The 13903-nt window shown below is 70.8% G+C and carries 14 protein-coding genes; 8 read left to right on the forward strand and 6 right to left on the reverse strand.

Annotated features, from left to right (window positions below):
* The 4 genes from VGL85_RS03455 to VGL85_RS03470 form a co-directional block, all read left to right on the forward strand.
* Positions 1-2414 (forward strand): peptidoglycan-binding protein (locus tag VGL85_RS03455; protein WP_331586013.1); only part of this gene is annotated, 2414 nt, incomplete at its 5' end.
* A 37-nt stretch (positions 2415-2451) separates the two neighbouring features.
* Complete coding sequence (locus VGL85_RS03460) at positions 2452-3372, forward strand: sulfite exporter TauE/SafE family protein (protein ID WP_331586015.1); 921 nt, start codon at positions 2452-2454, stop codon at positions 3370-3372.
* Entirely contained in the window at positions 3372-4142 is a 771-nt protein-coding gene (locus tag VGL85_RS03465; RefSeq protein ID WP_331586017.1) for a TIGR02186 family protein, read from the forward strand. Before VGL85_RS03460 ends, VGL85_RS03465 begins: the two co-directional genes overlap by 1 nt.
* On the forward strand, positions 4143-4625 hold the full coding sequence (locus tag VGL85_RS03470) for a DUF3429 domain-containing protein (protein ID WP_331586019.1): 483 nt from the start codon (positions 4143-4145) through the stop codon (positions 4623-4625).
* Positions 4626-4676: 51 nt separating this feature from the next.
* On the opposite strand, the gene VGL85_RS03475 is transcribed toward VGL85_RS03470, so the two are convergent.
* The 3 genes from VGL85_RS03475 to VGL85_RS03485 all read right to left on the reverse strand — a co-directional run bounded on the left by VGL85_RS03475 (position 4677) and on the right by VGL85_RS03485 (position 8695).
* Positions 4677-5327 carry a hypothetical protein gene (locus VGL85_RS03475; protein WP_331586021.1) on the reverse strand — a complete coding sequence of 217 codons (651 nt, stop codon included), beginning with the start codon at positions 5325-5327 and terminating at the stop codon, positions 4677-4679.
* Positions 5328-5465: 138 nt separating this feature from the next.
* Entirely contained in the window at positions 5466-6209 is a 744-nt protein-coding gene (gene pdeM, locus VGL85_RS03480) for a ligase-associated DNA damage response endonuclease PdeM (RefSeq protein ID WP_331586023.1), read from the reverse strand.
* Complete coding sequence (locus VGL85_RS03485) at positions 6206-8695, reverse strand: ligase-associated DNA damage response DEXH box helicase (RefSeq protein WP_331586025.1); 2490 nt, start codon at positions 8693-8695, stop codon at positions 6206-6208. Before VGL85_RS03485 ends, pdeM begins: the two co-directional genes overlap by 4 nt.
* 113 nt (positions 8696-8808) lie before the next feature.
* Here VGL85_RS03485 and VGL85_RS03490 point away from each other — a divergent pair, with 113 nt between their 5' ends.
* Positions 8809-9957, forward strand: coding sequence for a saccharopine dehydrogenase family protein (locus VGL85_RS03490; protein WP_331586027.1), 1149 nt, complete (start codon positions 8809-8811; stop codon positions 9955-9957).
* Positions 9958-9983: 26 nt separating this feature from the next.
* Here VGL85_RS03490 and VGL85_RS03495 read toward each other — a convergent pair whose 3' ends face one another.
* From VGL85_RS03495 to VGL85_RS03505, 3 genes are all read right to left on the reverse strand, one after another.
* Positions 9984-10316, reverse strand: coding sequence for a hypothetical protein (locus VGL85_RS03495; protein ID WP_331586030.1), 333 nt, complete (start codon positions 10314-10316; stop codon positions 9984-9986).
* A gap of 95 nt (positions 10317-10411) precedes the next feature.
* Complete coding sequence (locus VGL85_RS03500) at positions 10412-11017, reverse strand: glutathione binding-like protein (RefSeq protein WP_331586032.1); 606 nt, start codon at positions 11015-11017, stop codon at positions 10412-10414.
* A gap of 43 nt (positions 11018-11060) precedes the next feature.
* The gene (locus VGL85_RS03505) at positions 11061-11366 is read right to left on the reverse strand and encodes a DUF3175 domain-containing protein (protein ID WP_331586034.1); all 306 of its coding nucleotides are present in this window, start codon (positions 11364-11366) and stop codon (positions 11061-11063) included.
* Between the two features lie 128 nt (positions 11367-11494).
* On the opposite strand from VGL85_RS03505, the gene VGL85_RS03510 reads away from it, so the two are divergent.
* From VGL85_RS03510 to VGL85_RS03520, 3 genes are all read left to right on the forward strand, one after another.
* The gene (locus tag VGL85_RS03510) at positions 11495-12466 is read left to right on the forward strand and encodes an SDR family oxidoreductase (RefSeq protein ID WP_331586036.1); all 972 of its coding nucleotides are present in this window, start codon (positions 11495-11497) and stop codon (positions 12464-12466) included.
* A 254-nt stretch (positions 12467-12720) separates the two neighbouring features.
* The gene (locus VGL85_RS03515; protein WP_331586038.1) at positions 12721-13242 is read left to right on the forward strand and encodes a DUF4402 domain-containing protein; all 522 of its coding nucleotides are present in this window, start codon (positions 12721-12723) and stop codon (positions 13240-13242) included.
* Between the two features lie 114 nt (positions 13243-13356).
* Positions 13357-13903 (forward strand): PIG-L family deacetylase (locus VGL85_RS03520; protein ID WP_331586040.1); only part of this gene is annotated, 547 nt, incomplete at its 3' end.

Here is a 13903-nt window from a genome sequence, read left to right on the forward strand (position 1 = left end):
GGATCGAGGAGGACCTCTCCGGTCCGCGTTCGGTTGAAGCCTTGAAGGCGTTGGAGGCTTCGGTCGCCCGCGTCTCGGGCCAGCTCGTCGAGGGCGAGGAGCGCTCACGCGCCACGCTCGCCGGAATCGAAGCGCGCCTCGCCAATATCGAGGCCGGCGCCGACCCGTCCGAGGTGATCGAGGAAGCGGTGGGCCGGCTGGCCCAGCGGCTGGCCGACGCCGAGGCCCGCACCGGCGATGCGCTCGACAGCCTGCGCGACACCCTGGGCCAGCTCGACCAGCGCATGTACGCCGCCGACTCCAGCGTCCGCGGCGACATGGACCAGCGCCTGACCGCGCTCGCCGACGAACTCGGCCGCCAGGTGGCCGGAAACCGCGCCGAGATCGCCGCGCGCCTGGCCGCCACCGGCTCGGGGCCGCTGGCCGCCGCCGTGGAGGCGCGCCTGGGCCAGGTCGAGCAGCGGATGACCGCCGTCGACCAGCGCACCGGCCGGGCGATCGAGACCATGGGCCGCGAGGTCCTCTCCATGGCCGAAACCCTCGGCCGCCGGGTCCACTCCGCCGAACAGCGCAGCGCCGAGGCCATCGAGCAGGTGGGCGGCGAAGTGGCGCGTATCGCCGGCGCGGTGGAAAACCGCCTGGGCCGGACCGATCAGCTGCATGCCGAGGCCCTGGAGCGGCTGGGCGAGGAACTGGGCAAGATCACCGAGCGGCTCACCGATCGTATCGGCCAGTCCGAACGCCGCGCCGCCCAGGCGATCGACGACGTGGGCGAGCAGGTGGCCAAGGTCACCGAACGCATCGAGCAGCGCCACGAACGCGCCGCGAGCGACCTGGCCGAGCGCCTCCGCCAGAGCGAGGAGCGCACCCAGCGCCTGTTCGAAACCCACCTCGCTCGACCGCAGCCCCAGGACGAGCCCTTCCTTCCGGCGCAGGGCGTGGAGCCGGCCCGGGCCGAGCCGCCGCAGCCCGAGCTCGCCGAGGACGAACTGCCCGCCGTCTCGGCGGTGTTCGGCGCGGAGCTCTATTCCCGCGCCGAGCCGGTCAGCCAACCGGCGCTGGACCCCGGCAACCCGTCGTTCGACGAGGAGGACTTCGCCCACGTGGACGCCTTCGCGCCGGTGGCGGGCGAGTTCGCCCCGATCGCCGAGGGCGAGGATGCGGCGCACGACGAAGACGACGACGAGGCGCGCGCCGAGCTCGCGGGCGAGGCCGGCGCGATCCCCGACCTGGAGTTCGGCCCGAAGCCGGCGATCGACGCCTCGGCGCAGCTCTCCACCAAGCAGGTGATCGAGCAGGCCCGAGCCGCGGCCCGCGCCGCCGCCGCCGCGCCACGGCCCAAGACCCTGTTCGCCGGCAGCCGTCGCCAGCAGCCCGGCGGCATGCGCGCCGCGGGTCTGTTCGCCGGCCTGCGCGCGCGTCCGCCCTCCACCTGGCAGACCGCCCTGATGGTGGCCGGCGGCGCGGCCTTCCTGAGCGTCGGCGCGGCGGGCGTCGTGCTGATGGAGGGGCCGGGGTCGCACTCGGCTCACGACCTCCTGCCGTTCACCTCCGGCCCGCGCGCCGCGGTGGCGCTGAACCCCGAGCCGGTGGCGGCCCAGCCGCTGGAAGCGGTCGACGCCCACCTCCCGCCGGCCGCCGAGGCGCCGCGCGCTGCGCCGGCGGCCGAAACCGCCGCGCCCAGCGCCGCTTCCGCCGAAGCCGACTACGCTCGCGCCGCCGCGGCCGTGGAGCAGAAGCAGCCCGGGGCGCTGGCCAAGCTCAAGGCCATCGCCGACGGCGGCAACGCCCCGGCGCAGATCTTCCTGGCCCGGCTTTATGAGACCGGCGAGGCCGGGGTGAGCCAGAACCTCGGCGAAGCCCGCCGCTGGACCATGCGCGCCGCAGAGGCCGGCGAGCCCGCCGCCATGCACAACCTCGCCCTCTACTATTTCCGCGGTGAAGGCGGCCCGGCCGACGCGGTCGCCGCCGCCCAGTGGTTCCGCAAGGCCGCCGAGCGTGGCGTGGTCGACTCCCAGTTCAACCTCGGCCTGCTCTACCAGTCCGGATCGGGCGTGCCGCGCGACCTGGTCCAGGCCGACAAGTGGTTCATGATCGCCGCCAACGCCGGCGACAACGAGGCCCGCGCCAGCGCCATGGACCTGCAGGCCAAGCTGCCGCCCGCCCAGCTCACCCAGGCGGAGGCCCAGGCCGGCGCCTTCCAGACCACCAATACGGCGCCGGCCACGGTGATCGCGACGGTCGCCGCCGAGAAGATCCTGGGCCGCCTGGGCTACTACAAGGGCCGAGCTGACGCGTCGAACCCCCAGGCCCTGAAGCTTGCGGTCACCGCCTATCAGCGCGATCAAGGCCTGGCGGTCACCGGCGCGCTGGATTCCGCCACGGTCACCCGGCTCTCCGTCCTCTCGCGTTGAGCCGCTTGCCGGTCGGCCTCGGTCCATAGAGGCGACATTGGACATCTATCTGCCCATTGCCGAGGTGTCCGTGAACGCCCCGCTGCTGGTGGCGCTGGGCGCCCTGGTGGGCTTCATCTCCGGCCTGTTCGGCATCGGCGGCGGCTTCCTGATGACGCCGATCCTGGTGTTCCTCGGCATTCCGCCGGCGGTGGCGGTGGCCTCCATGTCGAACCACGTCGCCGCCTCGTCGATGTCGAGCGTCATTTCCTACAGCCGCCGGCACGCGGTGGACTTCCGCATGGGCGGCGTGCTGGCGACGGGCGGCGCGTTCGGCTCCCTGGTCGGGGTGGAGCTGTTCCGCTGGCTGCGGCTTCTGGGTCAGGCCGACCTGGTGGTTTCCCTCTCCTACCTGATCTTCCTGGGGATCATCGGCGGCCTGATGTTCTGGGAGTCGCTGGGGGCGATCCTGCGCCGGCGCCGCAACGCCCCGCCCAAGCCGCGCGGCGACCGCCGTCCGCCCTGGCTCTATGGGCTGCCGCTGAAGCTGCGTTTCCCCCGCTCGCGCCTCTACATCAGCGTGATCCCGCCGCTGTTGCTGGGCGCCTTCGTGGGCGTGCTGTCGGCGATCATGGGGGTCGGCGGCGGCTTCGTCCTGGTGCCGGCCATGGTCTACGTCCTGCGCATGCCGGCCAGCGTGGTGGTCGGCACCAGCCTGTTCCAGATCATCACCACCACGGCGCTGACCGGGGTGCTGCAGGCCGGGCGCAACCAGACGGTCGACATCCTGCTGGCCACCCTGCTGCTGGCCGGTGGGGTGCTGGGCGCCCAGTTCGGGGCGCGGGCCTCGACGCGCTTCCGGGCCGAGGAACTGCGCGCCCTGCTGGCGCTGATCGTGCTGCTGGTGGGCCTCAGGATGGGGCTCGGCCTCTTCTTCACCCCGCATGAGCCCTTCGTCCTGATGTCGGGGAACGGCTGATGCAGGCCTCGCCGCCGGACCGTCCGCCCGCCAATGCGCCGGTCGTCTCGGCGGCGCTCACCGAGACCAATGTGCGGGTGAACTCCGACTTCCGCGGCGACCGGATCGTGCTCTACGGCGCGGTTTTCGACCCCAACGCGCGGCCGAGCGACGTGGTGGTGATCGTCCGTGGCCCCGACCAGCCGGTGCGCATCGCGCGCAAGGCCCGCGTGGCCGGCGTCTGGATCAACAGCCGCCCGGTGGTCTTCCAGGGCGCGCCGGGGTTCTACATCGCCGCGTCCACCCGCCCGCTGGACGACATCGCCCGCTTCGGCGTGCTGCGCCGGCTGGAGGCCGGCGTCGACCACCTGCGGATGAACGCGCCGGCCGAGCAGTCCACGGAGACCCGCTATGGGGTGCGCGACATGGTGGTCTCCAGCCTGGGCGCCGACTACCTCGACTGGAAGCAGGCGGTGGTGCGGCTGAAGACCGAGGAAAACCTCTATGCCGTCGACGAGCACGGGGTCCGCTTCGTCGACAAGGGCCTGTTCCGCGCGGAGATCCCGCTGCCGGCCGAGGCGCCGATCGGCCGCTATGCCGTGCGCATCCTGCTGTTCCAGGGCGGCCAGCCGGTTTCCGAGAAGGACCGCACCCTGACGGTCGAGAAGGTGGGCGTCGAACGCGGGCTTTACCTTTGGGCGCATGAGAGGCCATGGTCCTATGGTCTGGCCGCGATGGCCTTCGCCCTAGGGGCCGGTTGGGCGGCGTCCTCGGCGTTTCGGAGGGACTGAATGGTGACGGACGACCCGGGCGCCGCCTCCCGCTGGGAATCCATTCCACCCGCCCTCTGGGCCATCGCGATCGGCTCCCTCGCCCCGTTTCCGCTGGCCGCGATCGCGTACGCCTGGGGGCCGGTCGACGTCGCCCGCCCCGCCCTGGGCGTGATCCTGACCTGGTCCGGCTGCGTGCTGGCCTTCCTGGGCGGGGTGCGCTGGGGGCTGGAGAGCGGCCGCCCGCGGCCGCGGCCCGGGCGGCTGGTCATCTCGGTGGCCTCCCCGGTGGCCGCCTGGGTGATCCTGCTGGCGCGCGGGCGGATCGGGGACGGCTGGGTGGTGGGCGGCTGCATCGTCGCCTTCCTGGTGCAGTGGATGTTCGACCATCAGGCGCCCGACGTGCCGGCGCGCTATCCGCGGCTGTCGACCACGCTCACCGCCGGCGCCTGCATCTCGCTCGCCATCTGCCTCGACCAGGCGATCAAGACCGGCCACCTCTGAGCGTTCCCGCCGCCGCGGGTCCTGCAGATCAGGCTTCGAGATCGCGCGCGTTCATCGCCCCGGTGGCCCGGTTGCGCGACTTGGCGCGCGCCGGGCGGCCAGAACCTGGCCGACGTTGGAGTCCAGGTGTGGCCCCCGCTGCAGCCTTGGCGCGGGAGCCAACGCGCCGCCGGAGCCGGTGAGCCGGGATCGCAGGCTTTGAGCGGTCTGCGAGGGCGAGGGCGCCGCCTTCGCGTGAGCGATCAGCTCACGAAGGGTGACGAGTTCAAGGGGCGCGGGGGGCGGCAGCGCCTCTGCGTCGGCGGTGACGCCCTCCAGCGCACGGATCAGGATCGGCAGGCTGGCGCGTTCGGATTCGCGGTCCCGATCCCGGTCGCGTTCGCCATAACCGCCATCGCGGTCACGGCTGTCCCAGTCGGACTCGGAGGTTTCCGGCGGATCGGAGCGGTCGATCAGGGCCTTGCGGTCCGTGGCCGCCTCGCGCGGCTCAGCCGGCGCCCGGTTCAAGCGCAGCTGCAGCGCGGTTGCGACCCGCACGGCGAAGAAGCAGCGGTCGAAGGCGTTGAAACAGGGGAGCCAGTCGCCCGTGCCCTGCGCCCTCTCGGTGGCCGCCCCGAACGCCATGCCCAGCCGATAGGCGCACTCGGCCATCTCGGAAAGCTGTCGGCTGCGGGGATCGGAGGCGGTCATGATGTGGAACAAAAGTAGAACATCATAGCCCTCAAGTCAAGGTCGATGGTCGACGTCCATCCATGTCGCGTTCCGGCGTCGCGCTGATTGTCCGCTGACCACCCATGGCGGACATCCCGGGGGGCCGGTTTCCGGCCGTCGTCGGGGCGTTCAGTCCTCCGTCAGGGATCGCCAGCCGACGGGGTGCACGCGGCCGTGCCCCAGGGCGGCGGCGAGCGGTGGGCGGATGAACAGGCCGGCGAAGGCCTGGTCGCGCACGTTCAGCCCGCCGGCATAGGCCCCGAAGGCCGGCAGGATCAGCCGCTCGGCGTCGGTGACGAAACAGCGGCGGCGCACCGTGCCACGGAAGCTCTTCACCTTGGCCGCCGGGTGCAGGTGGCCGCTGACTTCGCCCGGCTGCAGGCCCGGGCGCGGCTCGTGGCGCAGGGTCAGGCCGCAGAGCGAAAGCTCGTCCGCCGCCTCGCCCGGCAGCGCCCGGGGCCCGTCGGCGTCATGGTTGCCCACCACCCAGACCAGGGTCCGCCCGCCCGCCAGGGCCCGAAGGCGCGTCGCGTCGTCGGCCGCCAGCCGCGCCTCCGACTTGCGGTCATGGAAGGTGTCGCCCAGCAGGATCACAATCGCGGGCGACAGCGCCGCGACCTCCGCCTCCAGCCGCCCCAGGGTCTCGCGAGTGTCGTAGGGCGGCAGCATCTGGCCCCTGGCGGCATAGGAGGAGCCCTTTTCCAGGTGCAGGTCGGCGACCACCAGGGCGCGCTCGGCGGCCAGCCACAGAGCGCCGGAGGCGCGCAGCAGGGCTTCGGCCGCGCTTAGGCGGGTGCGCAGCGATCCGCAGTCGCCCACGGTGTAATCGTAGGCGAAGGCGCGCGCCTCGCTTTCGGAGGGCAGGGCGCTCATTGCAGGGCCTCGGCGATCAGGTCTTCCTCCGCGTCGTGCAGGATCATGGTCTCGCCCGTGTGCCCCGGCGAGCGTTCCTTGCCGATCTCCAGCAATATGGGCACCGAAAAGGGCGACAGGCGCCCAAGTGGAGAATGCCGGATTCGCCCCTTGATGCGCGCCAGCATCGCGCCCAGGCGCGCCACGTCCACGAGACCCGTCGCCGCATCGTCGCGCGCGCAGCGCAGCAACAGGTGGTCCGGCTGGTGGCGGCGAAGCGTGTCGTAGATCAGGTCGGTGGAGAAGGTGATCTGGCGGCCGGACTTCTGCTGCTGGCCGGGGAAGCGCCGCTCGATCAGGCCGGCGATGATCGCGCAGCCCTTGAAGGCCCGCTTCATCATGAAGCTTTCGGCGAGCCAGGCCTCCAGGTCGTCGCCCAGCATGTCCTCAGCGAACAGTTCCTCGAAGTCGACCTCGCCCAGCGGCTTCATGGCCCAGATCGCCATGGCGTAGTCGTTGCAGACGAAGCCCAGCGGCCCGCGGCCCATCCGCTCCAGCCGGCGCGTCAGCAGCATGGCCAGCGTTGTGTGCGCCAGCCGGCCCTCGAAGGGGTAGCAGACCATGAAGTTGCGATGGCCGCGGGCGAAGGTCTCCAGCAGCATCTCGTCCTCGCCCGGGATCAGCGAGCGGTCGCGCTGCGCCTCCAGCCATTCGCGCACGTCATTGGGCAGCACGTTCCAGTGCGCCTGGTCGTACATCAGCTGGCGCACCCGCTTGGCGAGGTAGGTGGAGAGCGCGAACTTCGAGCCGCCCCAGGACGGCATCTTGGGGTCGGCGCCGGGCGCGGGGCTGACCAGCACGTCCATGTTGGTCACCGCCACCAGACGCCAGACCTGGCCCGCGAAGACGAAGGTCTCGCCGGGCTCCAGCATCTCGACCATGCCCTCTTCGATCTCGCCCACCTTGCGCCCGCCCTGGCCCCGGCGGGTGGCGATGCGCACGGCCAGCATGGCCGGGCTGACGATGGCGCCGACGTTCAGGCGATGGCGCTGGGCGGTCTCCAGGTTGCGCACCCGCCAGCGCCCATCAAGACCCTGCACGATCCGGCGGAAGCGGTCGTAGGTCTTCAGCGCATAGCCGCCGGTGGAGACGAAATCGACGACCTGTTCGAAGTCCTCCCACGGCAGGGCGCGATAGGGGCCGGCGGAGACCACCTCGTCATAGAGCTTCAGCATGTCGAAGGGCTCGGAGCAGGCGCAGCCCATGACGTGCTGGGCCAGCACGTCGAGCGCCCCGACCCGCGGCGGGTCGCCGTCCAGCTTGTTCTCGGCGATCGCCTCGCGGGCGGCCTGGCACTCCAGCATCTCGAACCGGTTGGCCGGGACAAAGAGGGCGCGGCTGGGCTCGTCCAGCCGGTGGTTGGCGCGGCCGATCCGCTGGACCATGCGCGAGGCGCCTTTGGGGCTGGCGAGCTGGATCACCAGGTCCACGTCGCCCCAGTCGATGCCGAGGTCGAGCGTCGAGGTGCAGACCACGGCCCGAAGCTCGCCCCTGGCCATCGCCGCCTCGACCTTGCGCCGCTGTTCGGCGGCGAGGCTGCCGTGGTGGAGCGCGATCGGCAGGGCGTCGTCGTTGAGCCGCCACAGCTCCTGAAAGGCGAACTCGGCCTGGAAGCGGGTGTTGACGAAGACCAGAGCGATCCGGGACTTCTTGATGGTCTCGTAGACCTCGGCCATGGCGTGCTGTGCGGTATGGCCGGACCAGGGCACGCGGCCCTCCGACAGCAGCACGTCCACCACCGGCTCGGCGCCCGGCGGGCCTTTGACGAGGTCGATGCTCTCCGTCCCGCCCCCATTTGCCTTCGTGGGCGTGTGATCGGCCATCCAGGCCTTGATGACCTCGGGGTCGTCGACAGTGGCCGACAGGCCGACGCGGCGCATGTTCGGTGCGAACTGGGCCAGGCGCGCGAGGTCGAGCGCCAAGAGGTCGCCGCGCTTGGACGAATGCAGGGTGTGGATCTCGTCGAGGATCACGCAGCGCAGGTTCTCGAAATAGAGCCGCGCGCCTTCCCAGGCGCAGAGCAGGGCCAGTTGCTCGGGCGTGGTCAGCAGGATCTCGGGCGGCTTCACCCGCTGGCGCTGGCGGCGCGAAATCCCGGTGTCGCCGGTGCGGCTCTCGGCGGTGATCGGCAGGCCCATCTGGGCGATCGGCGCGCCCAGGTTCCGCTCCACGTCCACCGCCAGCGCCTTCAGCGGCGAGATGTAGAGGGTGTGCAGGCTGGACGGGCTGTTGGGCGGCGGCCGTTCGGAAAGCTCGATCAGGCTGGGCAGGAAGCCGGCCAGCGTCTTGCCGCCGCCGGTCGGCGCGATCAGCAGGGCGTCGCGGCCGGCCTGGGCGCGTTCGATCATCGCCAGCTGGTGGGCGCGCGGGCTCCAGCCGCGGCCGGCGAACCAGTCGGCGAACCTGGGCGGCAGGAGATCGGCAGGCAGGGCGCCGGCGTCGGCCATGCCGTGACCCATACCACGTTCCCGTTACGTTTCACGCGAGCTTGTTGTTTACGGCGTAAAATATGTCTAAGCCGGATGGAGCCCAGAACCTGGGTGTGCAGAGGAGCGCCCCCATGAACCCCAACGCCGAGTTCGACCTGATCGTCTATGGCGCCACCGGCTATACGGGGCGGCTGGTGGCCGAGTATCTCGGCCAGCGCTACGGCGTGGGCGGCGAGGTCAAATGGGCCATGGCCGGGCGCAGCGCGGCGAAGCTGGAACAGGTGCGCGACGAGCTCGGCCTGCCCAAGGACACGCCGCTGATCGTGGCCGACGCCGACGACCCGGCGAGCCTGGCGGCCATGGTCGCGCGCGGCAAGGCGATCGTCACCACGGTCGGCCCCTACCAGCTCTACGGCGAGCCTCTGGTGGCGGCTTGCGTGAAGGCGGGCGCCGACTGCCTCGACCTCTGCGGCGAGCCCAACTGGATGGCCCATGTGATCGGCGCCTACGACGCCGCGGCCAAGGCGTCCGGCGCGCGGATCGTCCATTCGGCGGGCTTCGATTCCATTCCCTTCGAGCTCGGCGTCTGCTTCGCGCAGGAAACCGCCAAGGCCAGGCTGGGCGCCTATGTCCCGCGCGTGAAGGGCCGGCTGCGCGCCATGGCCGGCGGCATGTCCGGCGGCACGGCAGCCAGCGGGGCGGCGACCATGGCGGCGATCCAGAAGGACCCCTCGCTCATCGCCCTGATGATGAACCCGTTTGCGCTGACGCCCGGCTTCACCGGCCCGCCGCAGCCGCCGGGCAATGCGGTGGAGCATGACGAGGATGTCGGCGCCGACGTCGGCCCGTTCATGATGGCGGCGATCAACACCAAGAACGTCCACCGTTCGAACGCCTTGCAGGGCCATCCCTGGGGGACGGACTTCGCCTATGACGAGATGGCGGTGGTGACGCCCGGCGCGCCGGAAGTCTTCGCCATGGGCGCCGATGCGCCCAAGCCCGGCGAGGGGCCGTCCAAGGCCGAGCGCGAGGCCGGCTTCTACGACGTGGCGTTCATCGCCGTCGCCCCGGACGGCCGCAAGGTGAAGGTCTCGGTGAAGGGCGACCGCGATCCGGGCTACGGCTCGACCTCGAAGATGCTGGCCGAGGCGGCGATCTGCCTGGTGACGGATGCGAAAACCGCGCCCGGCGGTGTCTGGACACCGGGCGCGGTCATGGGGTCGAAGCTGATCGAGCGCCTACAGGCGAACGCCGGCCTCACCTTCGCGGTGGAGGGCTGAAGCGCAGCCCTCACACCCATTTGGCTTTAGCAGGCGTACGGAACGCGCTGCGGGACACGGCGGCCCACGTAGGGGTCCCAGACCCAGCGGGTCGTGTAGCAGGTCGCCGGGCCGTAGTAGTAAGGGGCCGGCGGGCCATAGTAGTAGGGCGCCGGGGCGTAGTAGCGCGGGTGATCGGAAGCCAGGGCCGCGCCGAGCGCCAAGCCCGCCACGCCGGCGAAGATCGCCGCGCCGCCGCTGCCGCGGTGGTAGTAGCCGCCGTGATAATAGGGGCGCGCGTCGGCGCCGGTCACAGCCGTGGCGCTCACCGCGCCGCCTAGGGTCAGGGCCGCCAGCGCGGCCGTCAGAGTCTTTCTCATCTTGGCCTCCTTCATGAAATCAACGGCCGAAACGCCGAACTGTTCACGAAAGTAAGCCTATGAATTTTATGCTGAACGCAGGCTGAACGGGGTGGTTAGGAAGCCGTCGACTCCGCGGCCAGGCCCTCGTGCTCCAGCGCCAGCCGCACGCATGGCCGCGCCTTCATGTGGGCGACGAAGGCGGGGAGCGGCCTGGGCAGCTCCAGCCCGTTCTTCTGCGCCCACAGGCACATGACGAAGAGATAGGCGTCGGCCACCGTGAACCGCGAACCGAACAGATAGTCGCCCTTCATCCGCTCGGCGAGGTAGCTGAAGCGCTTGCCGAGCAGCTCGCCGGCGGCCTTTTTCTCCTGGTCGGTCGCGTTCGCCTTGAAGAAGGGTTTGAAGCCCTTGTGGATCTCGGTGGAGATGAACGTCAGCATCTCCAGCAGGCGGAAGTGGCCGAACTTGCCGTCCGGCGTCAGCCGCGGCGCCTTGTCGGCGATCATGCTCAGGATGGCGACGTTCTCGGTCAGCACCTCGCCGTCGTCGAACTGCAGCGTCGGCACATAGCCCTTGGGGTTGATCTGGCTGTAGTCCTGGCCGTCTTCCGTCTTCCTGGTCTTCAGGTCGACCTTCACGCGGTCGAATTCCAGCCCGGCCTCATGCAGGGCGATGTGGTCGGCGAGGCTGCAGGCGCCGGGGGCGAGGTAGAGCTTCATGGCGGACCTCCTTGAGGATCTGAAGCGTCAGGCGGGGTTGCCTTCAGGCGTGATGGTCTTTGGACTTGCGGTGGAACTGCTCGCGCAGCTCGTCCTTGGCCTTCTCGAGGGTCTGCTTGCGTTCGGCCGACAGGGTCTTGCCGCCGCGGTTGATGTAGAAGGTCAGCATCGACATGGCCGACTGGAACGGCGTGCCCTTCCGCCGGTGGCTGTGCTCGGCGGAGCGCTTCAGCGAGGCGGCGATCGCCTTGGGGCTGTCGCTCTCGAAGACGTGCGGCTTCAGGTCGAGGGCGTTGCTGGTCTCGGTGACCTTGGCGGACCATTTTCGGCCGCCGGACTTGCGGGCCATGGCCGGGCTCCTTTGGCTCTGAAGTCTCTAGAACCCCGCCTGACGGCTCCTGTTCCGTGGGGTCACGGTGGACGCCGCCCCGCGCCCGCGCCTAGGCTCGCGGCAAACCGGATGTTCGAGGAAACGCCATGAAGGATTTCGCAGGCCGCTTCGCCGTGGTCACCGGCGGCGGCACCGGCATGGGGCGCGAACTCGCCCGCCAGCTGATCGCCGAGGGCTGCTCGGTGGCCATGTGCGACGTCTCGGCGAAGAGCATGGCGCAGACCATCGCGCTCTGCGAAGCCGACGGCGTGCCCCAGGGCGCCAAGGTCACCGCCCACATCGCCGACGTGTCCGACGAGAGCCAGCTTGTCCGCTTCCGCGAGGAGGCCAAGGCCCAGCACGACAGCGAGCGGCTGCACCTGCTGTTCAACAACGCCGGCATCGGCGGCGGCGGTTCGATGGTGGCCGACAGCCGCGAGGACTGGGAGCGGACCTTCAACGTCTGCTGGGGCGGCGTCTACCTCGGGGTGCGCACCTTCCTGCCGATGCTGCAGGCGGCCGACGAGGCGCACATCGTCAACACCTCCAGCGTCAACGGCTTCTGGGCCAGCCTCGGCCCAAACGTCAGCCACACCGCCTATGCGGCGGCGAAGTTCGCGGTGAAGGGCTTCTCCGAGGCCCTGATCACCGACCTCGCCCGCACGGCCCCAAACATCAAGGTCTCGGTGGTCATGCCGGGCCACATCGGCACCTCCATCGTCGCCAACTCGCGCAAGGTGCGCACCGGCCGCGAGGACGACGCCCTTTCGACCGACGAGCTCGTCCAGGCCCGCGCCCAGATCGCCCGCATGGGCATGGACGTCAGCCAGCTGCCCGACGCCGCCCTGCAGGCCATGGTCGATGAACAGGCGCGCCGGTTCCTGGAGGACGCGCCCACCACCGCGGCCCAGGCGGCCACCATCATCCTGGACGGGGTCAAGGCCGACCGCTGGCGGATCCTGGTCGGGGAGGACGCGGTGAAGCTCGACGCCCTGGTGCGATCCGAGCCGGAGGCCGCCTACACCCAGGAATTCTTCGACCGCATGCTCAACGACCTGGGCTGGCGGCTGGGCCGCTGAGCCGCCGCGCGCCGGCGTTAACCGTGCCGGTTAAGGTTTGACCGGCCGTCGGGGCGCAAAAGGGTGCGACAAGAGCGCGCGATACCTCGGTTATCCGGTCGTTTCGTCTTGCAAAGCTTATTCCGGTCCGCCACTTGCGGCGGACGTCACAGTAGCTTGGCTGTATGTGCCGATCTGGAACAGGCGCGCATCCGGGTTCGGAAATTAACCTTCGCCGGCCAATGGTTAAGGCGAATTTCGAGTCGAGGGGAACGATGAATATCCGTCACACCGCCATCCGGGTCGGCGCCGGCCTGCTGCTCGCCGCCCTGGCCACCAGCGCCTTCGCCGCCGGCACCGTGTCGACGACCGCCAACGCCACGCTGACCGTCATGTCGCCCGACACCCTGACCAAGACCCAGGACCTGGTGTTCGGCACGGTGATCCGCCCGTCGAGCGGAACCAACACCATCGCGCTGAGCTCGACCTCGGGCACGGTGACCGTCTCCGCGGGCGCCGGTAACGCCTCGGTCGTCAACAGCACCACCAGCCAGGCCCGCTTCAACTTCGTGGCGCCGGCCGCCACCACCTACACCACGACCCAGAGCCTGACCTTCACCCAGAACGGCCTGACCAACGTCTCGGCCGCGGCGCCCACCACCACCACCGGCTCCCTCGGCACGGTTCCGGCGGGCGGGACCCAGGACATCAACGTCGGCGGCCAGTTCGACATCAGCTCGGCGACCACGGCCCAGAACTACACCGGGACCCTGACGCTGACGGTCAACTACAACTGAGCCGACCGCTGCGCCGGAACGCCTGACAATCCGCCGGCCGGGCGCGACCTGGCCGGCGGTTCGCGTTCGGGCCCCTCCATTGGCCTGGCCGGCGGCCTGGCTTAAGCCTGGGCCATGGCGACCATCCTGGCGGTCCACGCCCATCCCGACGACATCGAGCACCTGGCGGCCGGAACCCTGGCGATCCTGGCGGCGCGGGGCCACGCCGTGCGCATCGCGACGCTGACCGCTGGCGAGTGCGGCTCGGACTCCACCGACCTCGCCGACACCGCCCGCATCCGCAAGGCCGAGGCCGCCGTCGCCGCCGCCCTGATCGGCGCCGACTACCGCTGCGCCGCCCTGCCGGACCTTGGCGTCTACAACGACGACCCCGCGCGGCGCGCGGTCACCGAGCTGATCCGCTGGGCGCGGGCGGACGTGGTGATCGCCGCCTCGCCCGCCGACTACCACCCCGACCATGAGGCGGCGAGCCAGCTGGCGCGCGACGCCTGTTTCGCGTCCTCCGTGCCGAACTATCGGACCGGGTCCGCCGCGGCGCTGGGGGCGATCCCGCACCTCTATTTCATGGACCCCATCGGCGGCCGCGATCGCGAGGGCCGCCGCATCGTCGCCGACTTCGGGGCCGATATCGAAGGCGGCTTCGCCATGAAGCAGCAGATGC

The organism is Phenylobacterium sp. (genome assembly GCF_036501465.1).
Lineage (GTDB): Bacteria > Pseudomonadota > Alphaproteobacteria > Caulobacterales > Caulobacteraceae > Phenylobacterium.